Genomic DNA, 21,040 nt, shown 5'->3' with positions numbered 1-21,040 from the left:
GTAATGTTCCCCGCTACATAAAGCCCAGGAAGGGTGGTTTCCATGCGTTCGTTATGCAATGGGACATATCCGCCAAGTTCTTCTATGTGATAGAAAGGACAACCAGCGACTGCCGCCAATTCCGCTAGCGGATACAATCCACCGGCGATGCACACGAAATCTGCTCCAATGACCTCTTCAGTTCCAGGGATCACTTCACCGGCTGCATTGATCGTAGAAATTTTCACACCTTCGACCTGTCCGTCACCAATGATTTCTGTGACTGCTTTTCGTAACATGATCGGTATATCCCACATTTTCACACCGTTCTTTGGAAAGAATGTAATGCCAAGTTGTTTGAAGAAGTCATTTTTCATCAGTTTACTTCCCATTTTGATAAATGCAGAAGGTGCCATATGGGAAACATGCAGAAGTGAGTTCATCACTTCCAATGGCTGACCGAATCTTTCATTAACGGTATTGGATTCGGGTAATGTAATACAAGCGATATCAATATCTGCCATTTTTAGTTCCATTGCAATTGCCGATGATAAAACATTCACTCCGATAATGACCCCACGTTCCCCGGGCTTGACACGATGAACATTCGTCATGACTTGTGCGGCACCGACTGACATGACGCCTGGAAGTGTCCAACCCTTAATGGGAAGAGGACTCTCTGCTGCGCCTGTCGCTAGAAGTAAATGTGTAGTTTCATGAATATCTACATCTGTATGGACACTCCAAATCCCCTCCTGAAACACGATGTTGGAGACGGGTGTGTGAAGCTTGATATCGACACCCAGTTCCTTAGCTTGTTGATGTAGTTTATTGGATTCTACGATACCGTTCCACCAATTGCCGTTAGGTTCTTCGTATAGTTGACCTAGTAATCGTCCACCAGGTTTCATGTATTCGTCGATAACCATTACACGGTGACCGCGTGACGCGATGGTGATGGCCGCAGTTAATCCGGCTGGTCCCGCGCCGATGATGATAGTTTTATTTTCCATGATTGGCCCTCCAGTCACGCACATCAGTCCGTAGCTTACCACCGCTTGAAACTTTCATCCCTTGTGTAATTGGCGTCAGACAAGCCCGTTCGCCTGGTACGCCATCCACGGTTACTCGGCATTCAAAGCAGTGACCAATATTGCAGTAAATCCCTCTTGGGGAACCGCTTTCTTCATGATGGCGCAACGTTCTGATCCCGTTGGCAAGCAGGGCAGCGGCAATGGATTCGTCTTGAAGCGCTTTGTATTCTGCATCGTTGAATGTAAATGTGATGCTTTGTGATTCGTCTAAAGTTCCGAGTACCGGGTGGTTGATGATACGCTGACTCATTCAAAAACCTCCCCTAACTTTCCAAAACTTACGGGTCTAATTGGTGGTTGATATTTTAATGTAATTTGGGATTCATCCCGTTTTGTACTTTCGAGCGCTATGCTGTCTACGGCATTGCGGCAAGTTCTTCCTCCGCAATAGCCCATGCCTGCGCGCGTGCGTAATTTAAGTTCTCTTGGTGTGCATTGAAATCTTTTTGCTGTGTCTTTTAAATCGGAGTAAGTAACTTCTTCGCATCTACAAATAATTATATCTTTTTCGGACATATATGTTCACTCCTCGCTAGTTTACTGCTTAACTAATATGCAAGAATCATGCCAATGAAAGAAGCCTTTAGAAGGGTATGTCTAATTTGTGCATTTTATTGTATAGAGTGGCACGGGTGATTTCTAGACTTTTTGCACACTGTAGCTTATTACCGTTTGCCTTTTCCAACTCCTGCACAATCAACTTGCGTTCAAAGTTCTGCATCTGTTCTGCGAGTGGTGCACTTTCTGTTTGAACAGGTTTTGTCCTATGGATTGCGGGTAGCGAGTTGGTATTTTCAATGACTTCGGAAGGGAGGTCATGAACATTGACGAGACCTTTATCAGAGAATACAACTAGGCGCTCAATGGCATTGCGGAGTTCCCGAATATTTCCTGGCCAATTATGTTGTAAAAGAGCTTGCATTACAACTTGCGAAATACTATTGATCTGCCGGTTGTACTTAATGGAGAATTCATAAAGGAAGTAATGTGTCAATTCTATGATATCTTCTGCCCTTTCGCGTAATGGAGGAATCTTCACGTTGACAACATTCAAGCGATAATACAAGTCTTCTCTGAAAGAACCTTCGCTTACAAGCTCCCTTAAGTCACGGTTGGTCGCGGCCACAATGCGGAAGTCTGCCTCGATCTCTTTTGTACCGCCCACTGAATAATATCTGCGCTCTTGAAGGACCCGTAGGAATTTCACCTGCATATCGAGCGGCATTTCTCCTACTTCATCTAATAGAAGAGTACCGCCCCTGGCTAATTCGATCTTTCCCTTTTTCCCTCTCTGGTCGGCGCCTGAAAATGCTCCCTTTTCATAACCAAATATTTCACTTTCAAAAAGGCTCTCGGGAATTGCCCCGCAGTTTATAGCGACAAATGGTGCGTTCTGCGATTCTCTTAGATTATGGATAGCCTTTGCGAACAGTTCCTTCCCCACACCGCTCTCTCCGTATAGCAATATGCTGGCATCCGTAGTAGCCGCCTTTTTGGTCATATCAATTGTCTGCTTTAGTTTATCGCTATTTCCTTTTATATAATCAAATGGACTGTGGCTAGCAGTACTTTTCCGTTTCTCTTCCTCAAGCAAGAACAGTTTTTCGGAAGTTGCATACAACTCTTCATTCATCCGAATCTGGCTCGTTATATCGGTTTCTGATACGACAGCGCCAATGATACGATCCCTATGATAAATAGGGTTGGAGTTGATTAGCACTACGAGATCCTTGCGTGCATGATGCTGTGAATGACGCACCGAGGAACCATTTTGTAGTGTATGTAGTATCTCTAGATGCTTCGTATCAAAAAAGTCTGTAATGGGTTTGCCTATTACGTCTTGTTCTTTGAGAGAGAATAAAGACTCCGCCCCTTTGGTCCAGTACAAAACATTGGCGTCTTGATCAATTACGGTGCAAGATTCGTCGATTGTCTGAAGGACGGTCTGCAAATACGCCAACGTCTTTTCATGTTGTTCTATTAACTTATCAATAAATTGCTCAGCTTTTATATATCCTGTAATTTCACCATGTGTGTCACGACATAATAAAAATTCAACATGGGAAAGTTTCTCGGATACTTCACTGATTGGAATATCTATAGATAGAATCGGTGAGTTTGCGTAGCGGAGTTCATCTTTGTGCAAGCATACATGCCGGTAGTCTTGTGTATGTTTAATGAATAGCTGTGTAGATGGAGAGCTTGTCAAATGTTTTTCAATAGTTTCTTCAATTGTATTTCCGTTTATGATAAGAAAGTCTTTTTTCATAATGTCTGTAATAAAGTCATGAATATATTTAAACATTTTGGTCACTCCAGTGTCAGTTTTTTTTACAGTGTATAATTTTCTTTACATTAACTGTCTGATAATTTAATAGTTATAGCGAACCACTTACTAAAAGTATAGTAGTTATAGAAGATTCCGTAAATAGAAAGCGCTACCACTTCATAGGGTTTCTATCGGTAATAAACTGTCACGTAATTGTTGAATTATAAATTTGGCATGGTTCTTGCATTATATAAACGTGAATAGGCAATCGAGAGGAGGGATCCTGTGAAGGGAATACAACATAGCGATATCGTTGTGATTGGTGGGGGAATTATGGGAGCGGCCATTGCGTACTACGGTTCAAAAGCGGGCTTGGAAATTACGGTGCTTGAAAAGAATGAACTGGCGAGTGGTACTTCCTCAAAATGTGATGGAAACATACTGGCGATTGATAAAGATCCCGGTTTCGACAGTCAAATGTCTTTAAAGAGTCAGGAACTGGTTCATCAATTAGATAAAGACTTGGAGCTTTCATTTGAATATCGCAATCCAGGAAGTATTTTAGTTTGTGAGAATGATGCAGAGATGGAAGCCGCAAATCAATGGGTATCAAAGCAAGTAGAAGCGGGCTTGAGCTTCAAGATGCTGGACCGTCAAGATTTACGAAATGAATCAAAGTATTTTGCAGATGACTTATACGGCGGATTGGAATGTAAGACGGATTCTACCGTTAACCCCTATATGATGACATTTTCCATGTTTCACAGTGCTAAAAAGCAAGGAGCAATCATTCATAAAAACACGGAAGTAACGAGTATGTCACGCAATGTTTTAGGTGAGTTTTTAATAGAAACGACAAGAGGGCAATTTACTGCCAAGCGTGTAGTGAATGCGGCAGGAGTCTGGGCACCGTTGATTGGACAGATGCTAGATTTGTCTATACCCATTGTACCTAGAAAAGGGCAATTAATTGTTGCATCTAGACAACAGCCTGTCGGATTACGAAAAGTCATGGAGTTCGGTTACTTAATCTCAAAGTTTGGCGGTGAACGTTCTGTAGATCCATTGACGGAAAAATATGGTGTGGCATTGGTCTTTGAACCGACAGAAGCACAGAACTTTTTAATTGGTAGCAGTCGTGAATTTGCTGGATTCAATACAAAAGTAGATTATAAAGTGATTCGACAAATTGCCAAACGCGCATTGCGCTTCTATCCCCAGATGGCGGACATGACTGTCATTCGCACGTATGCAGGCTTACGACCGTGGACAGAAGATCATTTGCCTATTATCTCAAGAGTCGATCATATCCCCGGTTATTATATTGCGGCGGGTCATGAAGGTGATGGAATCAGTCTAGCTGCAGTTACAGGTAAGTTAATAGAAGAAATGTTGAACGATAAGGAAACTTGCATTCCTATTGAACAGTTAAGTTTCGATCGTTTTCGACAGGGGGTTGTGCATGCATGAAGTATCAACGAGTATTTACGACACTAGATACGCACACCGGGGGTAATCCAACCCGTACGTTAATTAGTGGCATGCCTCCTCTACAGGGCAATACGATGTCTGAAAAAATGCTTTACATGCAAAAAGAGTATGACTGGATACGAATGTTCCTAATGAATGAACCACGTGGACATGGCGTGATGTCGGGAGCAATTATGACGGATCCCTGTCATCCCGATGCAGATGTGGGTGTCATTTATATTGAAACTGGAGGCTATTTGCCGATGTGCGGGCATGACACGATTGGTTTTTGCACCGCGCTAATTGAAACCGGCATGATAGAAGTGAGAGAGCCTTACACAATGATCAAAGTAGATACACCGGCCGGTTTAGTGGAGGTTACGGTAAAAGTGGAAAAAGGTGTGGCAAAGGAAGTTACGTTCGTCAATGTCCCTTCTTTTTTATTGAAAACAGTAGAGTTGGATGTAGAGGATGTGGGTCATGTTGTTTGTGAAATCGCTTACGGCGGTAACTTCTATGGCATTGTTGATGCCCGGACGCTAGATCTTCAGCTGACGGAAGAAAATGGAGCATCGCTCATCAGTAAAGGAATCAAGATTCGTAACGCAATCAATGCAACAGAGGAAATTATTCATCCCGAGTTTCCATTCATTAATGGATTGACACATATCGAATTTTATACTGATCCCACTCATCCAGAAGCGGATTTAAAAAATACGGTCATCGTACCGCCTGGCGGCATCGATCGTTCACCATGCGGCACAGGAACGTCTGCAAAACTTGCGACATTGCATAGTAAAAATGAGTTGAAAGTTCATGAACGTTTTGTCTATGAAAGTATCGTCGGAACACTCTTTACAGCGCGTATTCTTGAAAAGGTAACGGTAGGTGGTGTTGCCGGGGTCATTCCTGAGGTAACCGGCTCTGCATGGATCATGGGCATGCATCGCTTTTACTACAACGAAAAAGATCCTTTGCGGGAAGGGTACCTTCTCATTCCGCCAATGGATCATTGAAGGTGGGAAAACTGAATGATTCTACAAAAGATGTTCCGTACGATGGACACACAGGTATTTGGAGAGGCGTACCGTATCATTGTGCATTCACCTTTTTACTTTGAAGGCCTGGATGCGCAGAGTAATCAAAAGAAGTTAGAAAATCACTTTAATGCCGAAAAGAATTTACTGTTAAATGAACCCCGCGGACACCGAGGAATGAACGGTTGTATCGTAGGTCCTTCAGCCAAAGCAAATTATCAGTTGTTGTTTCTTCATCATCAGGAAGCGATTGGTTTTAAATACGAATCACTTCTTGCCACTACGGCCGCACTGCTTGAAATAGGGCATTTGCAACAGAAGGAAGATGGACAATACACTGTAGAAACCGTTCATGGTGTATGGCATGTAAATGTGGCGGTAGAGCAACAGGAAGTAATCGCTGTGAAGATGGAAGTAGCAGAAGGAAAAATGCTGGTGAGGGATTCCGAAGCTTCTTGCGTGGAGCTACCAAGTGGTCACAGGTTCTATGTGTATACGTTGCCCATTACTATTAAATCTCTTCAATTGGGACAACTGTCAGAGATTATGGAGTGGGGAGCAATCCAGGTAGAAAAGCTGAAGTCACAACAGAAAGCTTTCGACGGCATTATCTTGCAGGAGCAACTTGCAGATTACGAGTATCGATCGGTTACGTTTGAACAGGACGGCTATATCTTACGCTCGCCGGGTATAGAAAGTACCATCGCTTTGGCAATGAAAGAGCAGCGCACTATAAATTCATTGAGCAATCAGAGTATCTTCGAAAGCAAAATTGAGATTCAATCTGTGCCAGGCGACAGGGGAATTTTCTCGGTGAAGGGCGTGCCTTTCATAACAGGTTCGCATGAATTCATTCTTGACCCTGAAGACCCATTACCAAAAGGATTTATCTTAGCTTAAAAGCCACGTCTAGTAAAACCACAGGGGGTTTGAAAATGGAGAAGAGATTACCCAGCTTGGCCGAAGTATTGTTTGTGCTAATCGGATTTGGAGCAATTATGGTGACATTTATTGTCGTATTCGGCATTTCCATTCATCTGGCGCTCTTGACGACTTGGTTCCTGATTATAGGCTTAGGATTAAAGATTGGTTATAGCTATAAGCAAATGCAAGATGGTTTATTGAGTGGTGTCAATGATGGTCTGGAAGCTATCATCGTTCTGACTTCGGTGGGTGCATTAATTGGTACCTGGATTGCGGGCGGTATTGTTCCTTCGATTATCTATTACGGATTATCAGTCATTAACCCAAGTATTTTCTTATTGGCTGCTTTCATTATTTGTACGGTAACATCGATTGCTACAGGAACTTCATTCGGATCAGCAGGTACTGCCGGTATTGCCATGATGGCGATTGGTGCAAGTTTCGGATTCCCATTACCGCTCGTTGCAGGTGCCGTTATTTCAGGTTGCTATGTAGGGGATAAGATGTCGCCGCTTTCTGACACAACGGTTATGACAGCATCACTGTCAAAAGTTGATCTCATCGATCATATTAAGTCGATGTTCACAGTCGCATTACCAGCGTGGATTATTTCAGCTGTCTTGTTCTTAGTTGTAGGACTCTTCTACAAAGGGAGCGGAGATCTATCAGCTGCATTGAACACAATGGGTTCATTAGAAGAGTATTTCAATATTAGTTGGTATATGTTGATCCCGGCAGCAGTAGTCATTTTGTTGTTGATATTCAAAATGCCTTCTATTCCTGTTATTTTGTTTGGTGCATTTTTAGGAACGATCTGGGCATTTTTGTTCCAGGGTGCGACGTTCCTCGGGGCATTCAATATTATGTATGCAGGTAACACGATTAAATCAGGTGTACCGTTTATCGATAATTTGTTAAATCGTGGTGGAATTGTCTTTATGCTGGATGTCATTGCGTTGATCATTTTTGCTCTAGGTGTAGGGGGATTGATGGAACGAATTGGTGTATTGCGAGCAGTAGGGAATTACCTTGGCAAATGGGCGAACAATCCAGGTAAAGCAACAGTAACAACTTTGTTAGCAGGTCTTCTTGGTAACGCATTCGGTGGAGCGTATGTTTCATTGATTACGGCGACTAAAATTACTGGTGATAACTATGACAAATTGCATATGGATCGCCGGGTGCTGTCGAGAAACTCAGAAGCCGGTGGAACAGTCACTACGGCTATGGTTCCCTGGTCGGATGGCGGTGTATTTATGGCCGCAGCACTCGGTGTATCCACAATGAGTTATCTGCCATTCTTATGGTTTAACTTTTTAGTTCTCATCATCTCGCTTATTTACGGGTTTACAGGTAAATTTATTTGGCGGACCCAGCCTGGCGAGCAAATGCAAGAGCCCGAGGGTGAAACAAGTAGCATAAGCAGTATAAATAAAATAGGAAATGTAACTAACTAAAACACTAATTGGAGGAATTTAAAATGACAGAAGTAAAAGGTATCTTTCCAGTATTGGTAACACCGATGTTAAATCAGAAAGAGATTGATTGGGACGGGTTCCGTAACAATATTGAGCATTTTATCGGAGAAGGCGTTAATGGAATTGCGATTAATGGAAGTACAGGAGAATTCGTAAGTTTAACGAAAGAAGAGCGTTTCAAAGCAGTAGAAGTAGCAGTGGAACAAATCAATGGTCGCGTTCCGTTGATCGTAGGTACAGCAGCAGAAACAACGGCGGATGCAATTGAATACACACAACAGGCAGAAAAAGCAGGTGCACACACAGCACTATTGATTAACTCTTATTACGCTCATCCAAAAGAAGATGAAATTTACGAACATTTCAAAGCGGTAGCTGAATCCGTTAAAATACCGGTTATGATTTATAACAACCCGTTCACGTCTGGCGTAGACATCAGCACAGAAACGATCCTGCGTGTGGGGCGCGACGTGGAAAATATTACACACATCAAAGAGTCCAGCGGTGGAATCGGTAAAGCGCGCGATATTGCACGTCAAGGTGAAGGATTCCTAAAAGTATTCTGTGGTTCAGAAGACTTGGCGATTGAATCATTCTTGGTTGGCGCAACAGGATGGATTTCCGTTTCAGGAAACATCGTGCCGGGTCATGTTATGAAATTGTACAGTGCATTGCAGGACGAAAATATGGATGAAGCGTGGAAGTTATACGATGAATTATTGCCTCTATGTGAGTTCCTAGAAGGTTCTGGTAAATATGTACAAATCGCAAAACGCGCAATGGAGCTTAAAGGTTGTGCAGGAGGACCTTGCCGTCTGCCGCGTCTACCATTGAACGAAGAAGAAGATCAAAAGCTAAAAGATTTGATGGATGGACTTGGCGTACTAAAGAAAGAATTGGAGGTAGCGACGAATGCTGAAAGTAAATTATGAACTAAAACCTAAAGTACAGGAATTTTTACGCAATACAAAAGGTCTCTATATTAATGGAAAGTATGTAGAAGCGAAGAGCGGAAAAACATTTGACGTACTCGATCCTGCAACGGAAGAAATCATCGCCAAAGTAAGCGAAGCACAGCCAGAAGATGTCGATGTTGCTGTGGAAGCTGCTCGTAAAGCATTCGATGAAGGTGAATGGACAAAGATGGACGCGGCAACCCGTTCACACTTGATCTACAAGTTTGCAGATTTACTTGACGAGAACCGTGAAGAACTGGCACAGCTTGAAGCGTTAGACAACGGGAAACCATACGAAGTGGCATTGGCTGACGACGTAGATGGTACTGTACAACATTTCCGCTACTATGCAGGCTGGGCAACGAAGATCACTGGACAAACTGTTCAAGTATCTCCTGATTACCTCAACTATATCGTGCATGAGCCAGTTGGCGTGGTAGGGCAAGTAATCCCTTGGAACTTCCCTTTAGCGATGGCAGCGTGGAAGCTTGGATCTGCACTTGCAGTAGGTTGTACAGTAGTCATCAAACCGGCAAGTGAAACACCATTATCGTTACTTTATGCAGCTAGCCTGTTTAAAGAAGCCGGTTTCCCTGACGGTGTGGTTAACGTATTGCCAGGCGCTGGAAGTGTAGCAGGTAATGCTTTAATCACACATGAAAAGGTAGATAAGGTGGCATTTACAGGATCTACAGCAGTAGGAAAACAAGTAATGAAATCTGCTGCAGATCAGATGAAAGGTATTATACTTGAGCTGGGTGGAAAATCACCTTCTATCGTATTGGAAGATGCAGATGTAGAAGAAGCTATCGAAGGCGTATTTGCAGGAACTATGTATAACCATGGACAAAACTGTAGTGCGTGTACTCGCGCATATATCCATCGCAGCCTGTATGATCAATTTGTTGAAGCGCTAGCCGCTAAAGCGAAAGCGTTGAAAGTCGGACCTGGAATGGATCCATCTACGGAAATGGGCCCGCTCGTATCTGCTAAGCAGCAGAAAATTGTCTTGGAGTATATCCAAAAAGGGAATGAAGAAGGTGCACGTCTAGTAGCTGGAGGCGGGAAAGCGCATGAAACAGGTTTCTTCGTACAACCAACAGTGTTTGCGGATGTAGAAGATCATATGACAATCGCTCGTGAGGAGATCTTTGGTCCTGTTTTATCACTATTCGTCTTTGATACAGTAGAAGAAGTAATCCAGCGCGCGAATGATAGTGAATATGGCTTGGCGGCAAGTGTTTGGACAGAAAATGTCAAAAAAGCACATTATATCGCTAGTAAATTGCAAACTGGTACTGTATGGATTAATGACTTCGGCCTTGAGTGGGAGACTATGCCATTCGGTGGTTATAAGCAATCGGGCATTGGCCGTGAAATGGGCGGCGAATATGGCTTAGCAAATTATACGGAAGTGAAAAGTGTATTCGTAAATATGAAGCAGTAATAGAAATAACCTGTTCGGGAGACCAAAATCTCTCGGACAGGTTATTTTTTGTCATGGACTACTGTTTTCATACTCATGCATGTAGATAGTCTAGGACACTAAATGATTAATCAAGTGGACTTTGAGAAATTTAGAATTAATGGCAGCATGTGAGATACCATGAATCTCAACTGTATATTTACTTGAACAGTGAAACCTTTTTTAACATGGCACAGACAGGAACGGCAATGGCGATTCCTACTGCACATTGGACCAAATCACCTGGAATGGAAGCAAGTGGGATGATCAAACTGTTATATAGAATACTCTCTCCGATATAATAGCCAGCAATCGTAAATGGTATGGAAGCTAGCATTGCAAGTAGATTGAACTTGAAGCTCGTCCCTTTACGACCATTTGACCAAGCGATTTTACCTACAATATAACCTTGCAAGCCGCGTGTCAAGATAGTGATAGGTGCCCATAGAGCCCATCCGCTGACGAGATCAAACAAACCCATTCCGACTGCTCCTGCAATCATACCTTTCTTCGGTCCGAATAAAATGGAGACAATGAACAACATGGAGGTTCCAAGATGGATTAGCCCACCGTTCCCGAGAGGTAGTTTAATATTGAGTAAAAGTGTGGCGACGAACACGAGTGATGCAAGCATGGATGTCAGTATGAGATCAAACGTCTTCGTTCGTTGTAGTGGATAGCTCTGTGTTTTTTGCATGGCCTGAACCTTCCTCACGTAAAAAGTAGTAAATTTAGAATAAAGGAAATCTGATGCTTTAAAAAGAGTCAATTTGTAACAAAGTTAAGGGGTCAGGGCAAAGGCTTTTCATGTTGTTAAAAAAAACACTCGATACTTAGTTGTGTAATATTTTATTGGGTATAACCCCCTGGACTATACGGTATTTGGAAATAGAAATGAAAGGATGGTAAAATGATAAAAGTACACAAAATTAGTGTAGGCGGGGCCAGGTTAGACAACGCCAATTGACTCCGACACGCGGGGGTTAGTATAGTTTTATATAGGGTGTTTATGGGGGGAAGCATGGCTTAAGTCGCTACTTGAATCAATTGTCCGTTAGCAAAATATATGGTTAACGTGTGCAAAGATTTAATCGTCCCCGATTGGACAGGCTGTTAAAAACATCACGATAAGTTTTTGTAGTAGTATGTAAGTATTGGGTATTGTATGATAACACGACCTGATGGCATGATTATTTGACGCAAAGGAAGAGGCAATAGCCTGCTCCTTTGCGCTTTTTATTTGCGAAGTTTTTTTGCTACAACAAGTACAATAGTCAAAACTATGAGCACCAAACAGATTAAGATAGATAAGATAATAGAAGGATACTCTCCATTAAACCCACTTTCTGAAGTATGCTTAGAATATATCCCATAATATGCCCAAATCAATACAAATGCGTAGGCTATATCCTGGCGTCGGATCGTTGTTAGAATACCGATAGCAGCTCCGACGAATAAAATGATAATCGTCCATATGACGTCAGATAAACCCCATCCGTCCCACTCAATAGAAACGAGAAAAGCGGTAATGTTTGCAATCGTAGCGATGGTAATCCATCCGAAATATATGCTGAACGGAAGCTTTATGAAGAACGTTTCTCTTCTAGTCAGCGAAGCATTAAATGTGAGGGTATTGATTCTTATTAATGTCAGCAACATGAGTAACATGACTATAACGGAAAGTAACAGATATTCATAATGCCATAAGAAAATCCACGACGCATTCAATACAGAAGAGATACAGAACCATATCCCTACTTGACTAAGAAGTGGTGGATTTTTATTCTTTTGGAAAAAGCCAAGTTGATAGATGACATGGAATAATAGCAGTAAGTAGATCAGACTCCAAATAGAAAACGTAAATCCTGCCGGTGCAAATAGATTTCCGTATTTATCCGATAGCTCACCAGTCGTTTGTCCATTTAGAGGAAGGATATTGGCCAATGCGTTAGCTGTGATCATGATTGCGTAGGTGATAACAATAGCTATGCGTAACAGCATAGAAGATTTCTCTTGTTTCATTTCCCCACCTCCACTTTGTTTCATTGTAGTGTAGTCCATAGTTATATATTCCTGATTTAATGCAGGGTGAAACATGGGAAGCCTTATTCAATTTGTAGCGGGTGATGGTATAATGGATCCCAAATGGATAGGTAATAAAATGGAGGCTAGAACACATGAAGAAAAATGTGCACGTAGTGGGAGCGGTGATTGAAAACGAGAAAGGTGAAGTATTAGCTGCACTTCGTAGTCCTACGATGACATTGCCGAATTACTGGGAGTTCCCGGGAGGCAAAATTGAAACGGGGGAAACACATCAGCAAGCCTTACGACGTGAAATTCAAGAGGAACTCGGTTGCACCATTACTGTAGGAGAAGCAGTAGAAGACACTATATATGAGTACGAAAAAGTCATTGTTCGATTAGAAACATTCATGTCGAAGATCGTAGAAGGAAAGCCTGTGGCGACAGAACATGCGGAATTACGTTGGATTGCAAAAGATCAGTTACATACTGTGGAATGGGCACCTGCGGATATACCGGCGATTGAAAGGGTGGTGCGTCAATGCAAGAAGGTATTTACGAACAATTAATTAATGAAAAAATTAGAACACAACTACTTAGGTTGTCGCCTGAGATGTATTCAGTTGAAACAGAAAAATTAGACGTTGAGGAAGCGAAAACATTTCTCTCAGCATATATATCTTCAGTAACGTCTACAGTACTTTCATTCGCTAGAGAAGATGCTAGAGGAAAAGAAAAGTTAAAAGATGAAGATGTATTAATTCAACAAATACAAACTTGTAATGAAATTATTGAAGTTCTACAACGTAAATTGAATGATGAAGATTTTAGTTTGCTGAAATTGGATGAACAAGCAGAGTTATTAACTTCAATCCAATACACTATGAATATTACTCCATCTACAAAGCCCAGAAAATTACCTAGACCTATCACGCCGTTAACACAAAGTTCTTTATTTACCGGATCCCATGCAGAGCCAAACATGTTGGAAGAGTTAAAGAAGGAAATTGCAACTTGTAATGAAATTGAGTGGCTAGTTTCATTCGTAAAGTGGTCAGGACTTCGAATTATTATCGAGGAATTGCGCCAATTCACAGAACGTGGTGGGATTCTCAGAGTCATCACAACGTCTTACATGGAAGCAACAGATTATAAAGCTATTGAAGAATTAAGCAAGCTACAAAACACGGAAATTCGTGTTTCGCTGGATAAGGAGAGAACTAGACTTCATGCCAAAGCTTATTTGTTCAAAAGATTAACAGGTTTCAGTACAGCGTATATTGGTTCCTCAAACCTATCCAATCCAGCACTCACTTCTGGTTTGGAGTGGAATTTAAAGGTGACAGAGAAAGATTCATTTGACATTATTCGTAAGTTTGAAGCAACATTTGAGGGCTACTGGAATGATGAGGAATTTAAAAGTCTGTCTGAACATGAAGAAGCCAATTGGAATTTGGTACGTGAATCTTTGAGAAAGAATTTAATTAAAGAAAAGCAAGATCCATACATCTTAGATATACACCCTTATCATTATCAACAAGAGATATTGGATGAAGTGGAAGTGGAAAGAACTGTACATGGCCACATGAAAAATTTAGTGGTTGCAGCCACAGGTGTAGGGAAAACTGTTATTTCTGCTTTTGATTTTAAAAGATTTATTATGCAAAAACCGAATGCAAAACTATTGTTCATTGCGCACAGAGAAGAGATTCTGAGACAAAGTATGTTTACATTTCGTGCGATTTTGAAAGATGCCAATTTCGGTGAAATGTTTGTTGGTAAACATGAACCAAATACTATAGATCATCTTTTTATGAGTATTCAAAGTTGGAACAGTCGAAAGATGCTTAGTAAAACAACAAAAGACTTCTATGACTTTATCATAGTAGATGAGTTTCATCATGCTACAGCACCAACCTACCAGTCGTTATTGGAATATTATGAACCCAGTATTTTGTTGGGATTGACTGCCACTCCAGAGCGGATGGATCTGGAAAATGTGCTACGTTACTTTGATAATCGAATGGCAACTGAAATGCGTTTGACGGAAGCAATTGATCGCAAACTGCTGAGTCCATTTCATTACTTCTGTGTGACTGATGAAGTCAATCTGTCTTCTTTGAAGTGGTCACGTGGCGGATATGATAAGCATCAGCTTTCAAACGTTTATACAACCAATGATCGAAGAAGTGATTTGATTATCCGTAGTATCCATAAGTATGTGACTTCATTGGACCAAGTAGTAGGATTAGGATTTTGTGTTTCGGTAGAACATGCTGAATATATGGCTGCTTATTTTATGAAAAGTGGTATCCCTTCTATTGCACTACATGGAAACTCTACAGATAATGAGCGTGATTCAGCCAGGTCAAAACTAGTAAAAGGTGAAATGAAATTTATCTTCGTAGTTGATTTATATAATGAAGGGATAGACATACCGGAAATTAACACGGTCCTTTTTTTACGCCCAACTGAAAGCTTAACAATTTTCCTTCAACAACTGGGAAGGGGTTTGCGCCTTTCAGAAGGAAAAGAGTGCTTGACTGTTCTCGATTTTGTTGGACAAGCACATACAGACTACCCCTTTGAAGAAAAATTTCGGGCATTAATAGGGCGTACGAAACATTCTGTACGTCATTATATTGAGAATGGTTTTTTCAACTTACCAAAGGGATCGGTAATCCAACTGGAAAGACAAGCCAAGGAGTATATTTTGCGTAATATTAAAGCAGTTAGAAATCGTAAAAAGGAATTGATACAAAATATATCTACTTTCACTGAGGATACCGGTCAACCTCTTACATTACTGAACTTTCTTCAGTATTATCACTTAACACTGGCTGAATTTTATGGAACAGGAAGAGAGCGTACATTTGGACGTTTGAAAGTAGAGGCGGGAATTAAAGAAGAATTTAAAAGTGAATATGAAGAAGTTATGGGTAAGCGAATTCAAACATTATTTCATTTAGATTCTGTTGATTTAATTATATTTTATCAAAGATATCTGGAAGAAGGGTTAGTGGAAAGCAAAGAACAAGAATTAATGTTAAGCATGTTGTATTACTCGTTTTTTACTAAAACACCTACTGCCTTTTCGTTTTCTAGTATGGAAGATGGCATACAGCAATTAATTAACTGTGATGAAATGAGAAGTGAAATTCAAGAAGTATTATCCGTATGTCTAGAAAATATTAGTTCTGTAGAAAAACCGTCCCCATTCAAATATGTATCGCCCTTACGTGTGCACGCGAAATATAGCACGGATCAAATACTGTCGTCCTTCGGCTATTACGATAATAAAGCGAGGCCGGCATTTCGCGAGGGAGTCAAGTATTTTGAAAGTCTAAAAACAGATATATTTTTCATAACATTGAATAAGTCAGAAAAAGACTTTTCACCTTCCACTCAATATGAGGATTATGCAATCAATGACGTTTTATTTCATTGGCAATCACAAAATCGGACGTCCGATACTAGCCCTACGGGTCAAAGGTATATTAATCAGCGAAAGGTTGGTAACAATATAGCTTTGTTCGTTAGAGAATACAAAAAAGAGTCAGGGAATACAGCACCATTCACTTTTCTTGGTACAGCTAACTACGTGAGTCATAAAGGAAGCCAACCTATTAGCTTTGTTTGGAGGCTACATGAAAAAATGCCTGCTAAAATGTTGCAAATTGCGACTAAGAATGTATTATAGTAACTCTACTTTTAAATTAATCGAACGATAAGAAAGCCCGCGATATATCTCGCGGGCTTTCCTTCATTCACACTCACAACGATACGTCTCGGAACAAGGAGGACACGTAGGACACTTTTTATGGCGACGTTCTTCTTTCGATACGTGATTGGATTTCTTTTTCTTGCAAGTACATGACTTTTTACATGTACACTTGCCGCGGCATGTACATTTCTTCTTGCATTCACATTTACGCTTTGGTTTGTGATCCTCGCATATGCAGTTATTTTTGCAACTACATTTGCGCTCCACTACTTCGAATTGTCGCATCATATCATGGTCTTCATGTTCTAAAATATGACAGTGAAGCATGTAGCGACCGGTGAATGGAGCAAAACGCATAATGACTCGTGTCACAAATCCAGGCGGAGATTGAACGACGTCTTTCCAGCCTCGTTCATTGACGTCAGGTTGTACAGGGGGACCCGTAAAACTGAGTAAACCATTCGCTGTGAAACCTTGGGCGTCAAAGGGAATACGGTCGAGAATCTGGAATTGAATCAAGTGGATGTGTATAGGATGCGTCGCGCCAGCCGTGTTGATGATGCGCCAGATCTCTGTATCATTCAGTTTAGGCTTGAAATCGATGCGTTCCATGAAACCTTTATTATTAAACAAGAACTTGAAACGACCATATTCATCGATGTCTGCATCCAATGTAATGTCACGTGTTTGAGCGGCGTCGCATTCCCGTAGTTTAGGTATGTTGCTGAGTATAGCGGGAACTTTGCTTGTATCTGGTCCTGTTAATTCGACCACTCTAAACTGCACAATCTGTCCATCGGTTTCAGGATCAGGGAGAGTGCCTATTGGCGGTGGGAAATCAAATGGTGTGGCCGCCGTATTTTCTAAAACAATCGTATCGTCGGGTGCCAGTTTAGAGAAATCAATAATTACATCCATCCGTTCGGCGGGTGCAATCGTTAATGTATCCATATATACAGGTGTTTCCAATAACCCACCATCTGAGCCGATTTGTATGATTTTCTGACCGTTTGACAAGTTCATTTTGTAAAAACGTTCGTTTGAAGCGTTCAATATGCGGAATCGGTACTTTCTTGGCTCTACTTCTAAGTATGGCCAGACCTTACCGTTAACTGTGATGTTTTCAAACGCTTCACCAGGTGTGACGGATGGATGCGGGAATGTCAATCCAGGCTGTACAGGTCCTGGCCTCACATTTGTTGTATCTGAATAAAATAAGGAACCATCTTCGTTAAATCCGCGATCAGCAATAATGAGTGGAATTTCATACGCACCGGAAGGGAGATTCAGTTTACGTTCTTCTTCATCGCGAATAATATACATTCCGACGAGACCGGCATAAACATTTAAACGTGTAATACCGACCGCATGATCATGATACCAAAGTGTGGCGGCACGCTGATTATTATTGTATTTATAAACAGGAGAGTCAAATACGGGACCTACCATATGATAGTTATTCGTAAACCATGCTTCAGGATGACCATCACTTTCTGGCTCAACCTCCGCCCCGTGTAAATGGACGACTGTACGAACATCTGGCATATGTTCGCTTGAACCGTGCAGCGTTCTGTCAATGGGTAGGAAGTGTTTGTCGGGCAGTTCATTCTTCCATTTGATATGTGCACACTCGCCACTGTTCACATTTACTAAAGGTCCAGGGAATTGCCCTTCATATCCCCAAATCTTAGTGGGTGTCAATTCTGAATGGAATTCGTGGAAGAACTCCTTCATACCTATCTCATAATATGAGAAGCACTTATGCCTCTCAAGCGGAGTAAGGTATTGGGGGATAGGTAATGGATCAATAAACGGTGTTAATTTCAATACATCGCTTCCTTCCAAGTGAATTTACTATCAAAACTAGTAGATGCATAGAAGGGACCACTTATACCTATAAACTACGGATAGGCTATTCATCGCTTACAATTTGATGTAAAATAGCAAAAGTGCTTTTAGCTCATCAAGATAGGGAGGTTTTATAAATGAAGACCCGTTCACCGAGAAAAAAGCTACTGATTGAATATGTTTGGATTATGATCGGATCCATGCTAGTCGGTTTGGCTTTTAATATATTTTTCTTGCCAGCAAGACTCGCAGCTGGGGGTGTGTCTGGTATTAGTACCATTCTGTATGAGGTGTATGGATTTGAACCGGCCTTTGTGCAGTGGCTTATTAATATTCCGATATTTATTATAGGTCTAGTACTTCTTGGCAAGGATTTTAGTCTGAAAACATTAGTGGGAACATTTTTTGTACCGCTAACCATTTGGCTGACTGCAGATATTCCTTCGACGATTGACAATCCTTTATTGTCAGCAATCTACGGGGGAATTATGTTAGGAGTAGGGCTTGGCATAGTCTATCGGGGAAATGGATCAACTGGAGGACTTGCGACAGTGGCGCAGGTTGTTAAAAAGTACACAGGTCTGTCTAGTGGGTATGCGCAATTATTCGTAGATGGATTGGTTGTGATTGCGTCCGCTATCGTATTTAATCTGGAGTTGGCATTATTTGCGATGATGGCGATTTTTGTGACGAGTAAAGTGATTGACTTTGTACAGTTACAAACATCTCAATCTAAACTAGTATTGATTATTACGGATCATGAAGAACGTATCCAGACGATTATCAAGGAAGAGATTGATCGGGGATTGACTAAAGTTCGATCGGTAGGTGGCTTTTCCAATCAGGAAAAGACCATGATTCTATGTGTGGTCGAGCAATCGGAAGCAATTTACTTGAAGAAGATCTTAAGAGAGGAAGAACCTCAGGCATTTGTCGTCTTTCTAAATGCTTCTGAAATTCTCGGTAGAGGATTTTCACTCGCAAAAGTATATTGAAAAAGCTATCCTAGACACCAAGTGATGTCTAGGATAGCTTTTTTATGATCATACTGGCTCGTAGTTTGCTCTGTAACATCTCCAAATAGGATGGTTGATCAATAGCACTGGCTGTTTGAAGGGATGTCAGTGATTCGATTGCTTTGGCTGACCTCTAATCGAAATGATACAATACATACATCTGATATAGATAGTAAATTAAGTAAAATAGTGCATGATAAATAAAAGTGATTCATACTAGGGCAACGTATGGAAAGGAAGAAGAATATATGAAACATAACCCAAACATCGGCTGGAATGTTGAATGCAGTTACCGTGAATTACCGGAAACATTTTACACAGTAGTGGAACCAAATACCGTCAGCTCACCGCAACTGGTACTGACTAATGATGTACTGGCAATATCGCTGGGACTCGATGAAAAACAATTGCATTCGAAAGAGGCGGTCGCTGTTTTTGCTGGAAATGAAAAACTAGAAGGAATAGAACCAATTGCTCAAGCCTATGCAGGTCATCAATTCGGTAATTTTACTATGCTAGGCGATGGACGGGCCATGCTGTTGGGAGAGCAGTTGACGCCGAGAGGACAACGGGTGGATATTCAATTGAAGGGATCAGGAAGGACACCTTATTCGCGCGGTGGGGACGGACGTGCGGCTCTCGGGCCCATGTTACGTGAATATTTGATTAGCGAGGCCATGCATGGACTGAATATCCCCACAACACGCAGTTTAGCTGTTACGGTAACGGGGGAGCCTGTTTTACGTGAAACGGCTTTGACAGGTGCCGTGTTGACAAGAGTTGCTTCAAGTCATTTACGTGTCGGAACGTTCCAATATGCGGCAGCCAGACAAGAAGTTGAAGATTTACGTGCTCTTGCCGATTACACAATAAAACGCCACTTCCCTGAAGTAGAATCAGCGTCACAACCATATGTAGCCCTATTAGAACAAGTCATAAAGCGTCAGGCATCTTTGATTGCAAACTGGCAGCTTGCCGGCTTTATTCATGGCGTGATGAATACGGACAATATGACCATCAGCGGCGAGACGATTGACTATGGACCGTGTGCGTTTATGGACAGCTATGACCCGCAAACCGTCTTTAGCTCAATTGACATACAAGGACGCTACGCTTATCGTAATCAACCCGGTATAGCAGAGTGGAATCTGACTCGTTTTGCTGAAACACTGTTGCCGTTGCTTCATGAAGAACAAGCGGAAGCAGTGAAGCTAGCGGAGAATGAGCTTTCCAATTTCGCCATGATTTACGGCTCGGCATGGTTAACGGGTATGAGGTCCAAATTAGGTATGTTCAATAAAGAGGAAGCCGATGAAACATTGGTAAAAGATTTGCTGACTATCATGAAAGAACATCAAGCTGACTATACAAATACGTTCCGTTCGTTGACGCTTGGACAGCAAGAAGAGTGGTTCGACGAGCCCGATTTTCTAGAGTGGAAAAAGCGTTGGGTTGATAGACTTCAACGTCAGTCAGAAGACGCGCAAGCAGTGGAGTTATTGATGAAGCAATATAATCCATCGATCATTCCGAGAAATCACCGGGTAGAAGAGGCGCTACAGGCAGCTGAAGCTGGAGATATGCAGCCGTTTATGAAGCTACTTGAAGTTCTAGAAAACCCTTATGCATATACTGTTGAACAAGAAGAATACGTGAATCCGCCTGAAGACGGAGCTACTTTTCAAACGTATTGCGGAACATAAAGGAATGCCCCATTGAAAGTTTACATTACATTTCAAAAGGGGCATTTTTTTG

17 protein-coding genes are annotated in these 21,040 nt (G+C 41.6%); 10 read left to right on the top strand and 7 right to left on the bottom strand.

The window, feature by feature from the left end; genetic code table 11:
• The 4 genes from CSV63_RS06065 to CSV63_RS06050 all read right to left on the bottom strand — a co-directional run.
• Nucleotides 1-992 (bottom strand): NAD(P)/FAD-dependent oxidoreductase (locus CSV63_RS06065; RefSeq protein WP_099694991.1); only part of this gene is annotated, 992 nt, incomplete at its 3' end.
• Nucleotides 982-1,323 (bottom strand): (2Fe-2S)-binding protein, encoded by a 342-nt coding sequence (locus CSV63_RS06060; RefSeq protein WP_099694990.1) that lies wholly within the window; start codon nucleotides 1,321-1,323, stop codon nucleotides 982-984. The genes CSV63_RS06065 and CSV63_RS06060, both read right to left, overlap by 11 nt.
• Nucleotides 1,320-1,589, bottom strand: a complete 270-nt coding sequence (locus tag CSV63_RS06055) for a (2Fe-2S)-binding protein (RefSeq protein WP_099694989.1) — start codon at nucleotides 1,587-1,589, stop codon at nucleotides 1,320-1,322. Before CSV63_RS06055 ends, CSV63_RS06060 begins: the two co-directional genes overlap by 4 nt.
• Nucleotides 1,590-1,656: 67 nt before the next feature.
• Nucleotides 1,657-3,378 (bottom strand): sigma-54 interaction domain-containing protein, encoded by a 1,722-nt coding sequence (locus CSV63_RS06050; RefSeq protein ID WP_233191962.1) that lies wholly within the window; start codon nucleotides 3,376-3,378, stop codon nucleotides 1,657-1,659.
• Between the two features lie 258 nt (nucleotides 3,379-3,636).
• Here CSV63_RS06050 and CSV63_RS06045 point away from each other — a divergent pair, with 258 nt between their 5' ends.
• From CSV63_RS06045 to CSV63_RS06020, 6 genes are read left to right on the top strand one after another with little or no spacing between them, the layout of a single operon-like run.
• Nucleotides 3,637-4,812: an NAD(P)/FAD-dependent oxidoreductase gene (locus tag CSV63_RS06045; protein WP_099695024.1), complete on the top strand. Its 1,176-nt coding sequence runs from the start codon at nucleotides 3,637-3,639 to the stop codon at nucleotides 4,810-4,812.
• Nucleotides 4,809-5,828 (top strand): proline racemase family protein, encoded by a 1,020-nt coding sequence (locus CSV63_RS06040; RefSeq protein ID WP_099694988.1) that lies wholly within the window; start codon nucleotides 4,809-4,811, stop codon nucleotides 5,826-5,828. The genes CSV63_RS06045 and CSV63_RS06040 overlap by 4 nt, the downstream gene beginning before the upstream one ends.
• Before the next feature lie 15 nt (nucleotides 5,829-5,843).
• A complete protein-coding gene (locus CSV63_RS06035) occupies nucleotides 5,844-6,749 on the top strand; it encodes a proline racemase family protein (RefSeq protein ID WP_099694987.1) in 906 nt (301 codons plus the stop codon).
• Nucleotides 6,750-6,784: 35 nt separating this feature from the next.
• Entirely contained in the window at nucleotides 6,785-8,230 is a 1,446-nt protein-coding gene (gene nhaC / locus CSV63_RS06030; RefSeq protein ID WP_158233919.1) for a Na+/H+ antiporter NhaC, read from the top strand.
• Between the two features lie 23 nt (nucleotides 8,231-8,253).
• The gene (gene dapA / locus CSV63_RS06025; RefSeq protein ID WP_099694985.1) at nucleotides 8,254-9,183 is read left to right on the top strand and encodes a 4-hydroxy-tetrahydrodipicolinate synthase; all 930 of its coding nucleotides are present in this window, start codon (nucleotides 8,254-8,256) and stop codon (nucleotides 9,181-9,183) included.
• The gene (locus tag CSV63_RS06020; RefSeq protein ID WP_099694984.1) at nucleotides 9,164-10,654 is read left to right on the top strand and encodes an aldehyde dehydrogenase family protein; all 1,491 of its coding nucleotides are present in this window, start codon (nucleotides 9,164-9,166) and stop codon (nucleotides 10,652-10,654) included. Before dapA ends, CSV63_RS06020 begins: the two co-directional genes overlap by 20 nt.
• 178 nt (nucleotides 10,655-10,832) lie before the next feature.
• Here the strand turns inward: CSV63_RS06020 and CSV63_RS06015 are convergent, their stop codons facing one another.
• The gene (locus CSV63_RS06015) at nucleotides 10,833-11,369 is read right to left on the bottom strand and encodes an ECF transporter S component (protein WP_099694983.1); all 537 of its coding nucleotides are present in this window, start codon (nucleotides 11,367-11,369) and stop codon (nucleotides 10,833-10,835) included.
• Nucleotides 11,370-11,908: 539 nt separating this feature from the next.
• Nucleotides 11,909-12,694, bottom strand: a complete 786-nt coding sequence (locus CSV63_RS06010) for a tryptophan-rich sensory protein (RefSeq protein ID WP_099695023.1) — start codon at nucleotides 12,692-12,694, stop codon at nucleotides 11,909-11,911.
• 155 nt (nucleotides 12,695-12,849) lie between these two features.
• Between CSV63_RS06010 and CSV63_RS06005 the strand changes: the two genes are divergently transcribed.
• On the top strand, nucleotides 12,850-13,266 hold the full coding sequence (locus CSV63_RS06005; RefSeq protein WP_099694982.1) for a (deoxy)nucleoside triphosphate pyrophosphohydrolase: 417 nt from the start codon (nucleotides 12,850-12,852) through the stop codon (nucleotides 13,264-13,266).
• Nucleotides 13,239-16,397: a DEAD/DEAH box helicase gene (locus CSV63_RS06000; RefSeq protein WP_099694981.1), complete on the top strand. Its 3,159-nt coding sequence runs from the start codon at nucleotides 13,239-13,241 to the stop codon at nucleotides 16,395-16,397. The genes CSV63_RS06005 and CSV63_RS06000 overlap by 28 nt, the downstream gene beginning before the upstream one ends.
• 63 nt (nucleotides 16,398-16,460) lie before the next feature.
• Here CSV63_RS06000 and CSV63_RS05995 read toward each other — a convergent pair whose 3' ends face one another.
• Nucleotides 16,461-18,248, bottom strand: a complete 1,788-nt coding sequence (locus CSV63_RS05995; RefSeq protein ID WP_099694980.1) for a multicopper oxidase family protein — start codon at nucleotides 18,246-18,248, stop codon at nucleotides 16,461-16,463.
• 158 nt (nucleotides 18,249-18,406) lie between these two features.
• On the opposite strand from CSV63_RS05995, the gene CSV63_RS05990 reads away from it, so the two are divergent.
• Together CSV63_RS05990 and CSV63_RS05985 are read left to right on the top strand one after the other, a co-directional pair.
• The gene (locus tag CSV63_RS05990) at nucleotides 18,407-19,264 is read left to right on the top strand and encodes a YitT family protein (protein WP_099694979.1); all 858 of its coding nucleotides are present in this window, start codon (nucleotides 18,407-18,409) and stop codon (nucleotides 19,262-19,264) included.
• A gap of 269 nt (nucleotides 19,265-19,533) precedes the next feature.
• Nucleotides 19,534-20,988, top strand: coding sequence for a protein adenylyltransferase SelO (locus CSV63_RS05985; protein ID WP_099694978.1), 1,455 nt, complete (start codon nucleotides 19,534-19,536; stop codon nucleotides 20,986-20,988).
• The last annotated feature ends 52 nt before the right edge of the window (nucleotides 20,989-21,040 follow it).

It is taken from the genome of Sporosarcina sp. P34 (assembly GCF_002743375.1).
Classification (GTDB): domain Bacteria; phylum Bacillota; class Bacilli; order Bacillales_A; family Planococcaceae; genus Sporosarcina.
This window is presented reverse-complemented; position numbering and strand designations above follow the sequence as displayed.

What these genes read in the sequence shown, in the direction of transcription:
- CSV63_RS06035 (WP_099694987.1), top strand. Translation starts at nt 5,844, where the DNA reads ATGATTCTACAAAAGATGTTCCGTACGATGGACACACAGGTATTTGGA.
- CSV63_RS06020 (WP_099694984.1), top strand. Translation starts at nt 9,164, where the DNA reads ATGCTGAAAGTAAATTATGAACTAAAACCTAAAGTACAGGAATTTTTA.
- CSV63_RS06055 (WP_099694989.1), bottom strand. Translation starts at nt 1,589, where the DNA reads ATGTCCGAAAAAGATATAATTATTTGTAGATGCGAAGAAGTTACTTAC.
- nhaC (WP_158233919.1), top strand. Translation starts at nt 6,785, where the DNA reads ATGGAGAAGAGATTACCCAGCTTGGCCGAAGTATTGTTTGTGCTAATC.
- CSV63_RS06010 (WP_099695023.1), bottom strand. Translation starts at nt 12,694, where the DNA reads ATGAAACAAGAGAAATCTTCTATGCTGTTACGCATAGCTATTGTTATC.
- CSV63_RS05990 (WP_099694979.1), top strand. Translation starts at nt 18,407, where the DNA reads ATGAAGACCCGTTCACCGAGAAAAAAGCTACTGATTGAATATGTTTGG.
- CSV63_RS06000 (WP_099694981.1), top strand. Translation starts at nt 13,239, where the DNA reads ATGCAAGAAGGTATTTACGAACAATTAATTAATGAAAAAATTAGAACA.
- CSV63_RS06050 (WP_233191962.1), bottom strand. Translation starts at nt 3,378, where the DNA reads ATGTTTAAATATATTCATGACTTTATTACAGACATTATGAAAAAAGAC.
- CSV63_RS06015 (WP_099694983.1), bottom strand. Translation starts at nt 11,369, where the DNA reads ATGCAAAAAACACAGAGCTATCCACTACAACGAACGAAGACGTTTGAT.
- CSV63_RS06005 (WP_099694982.1), top strand. Translation starts at nt 12,850, where the DNA reads ATGAAGAAAAATGTGCACGTAGTGGGAGCGGTGATTGAAAACGAGAAA.
- CSV63_RS06040 (WP_099694988.1), top strand. Translation starts at nt 4,809, where the DNA reads ATGAAGTATCAACGAGTATTTACGACACTAGATACGCACACCGGGGGT.
- CSV63_RS06060 (WP_099694990.1), bottom strand. Translation starts at nt 1,323, where the DNA reads ATGAGTCAGCGTATCATCAACCACCCGGTACTCGGAACTTTAGACGAA.
- CSV63_RS05985 (WP_099694978.1), top strand. Translation starts at nt 19,534, where the DNA reads ATGAAACATAACCCAAACATCGGCTGGAATGTTGAATGCAGTTACCGT.
- dapA (WP_099694985.1), top strand. Translation starts at nt 8,254, where the DNA reads ATGACAGAAGTAAAAGGTATCTTTCCAGTATTGGTAACACCGATGTTA.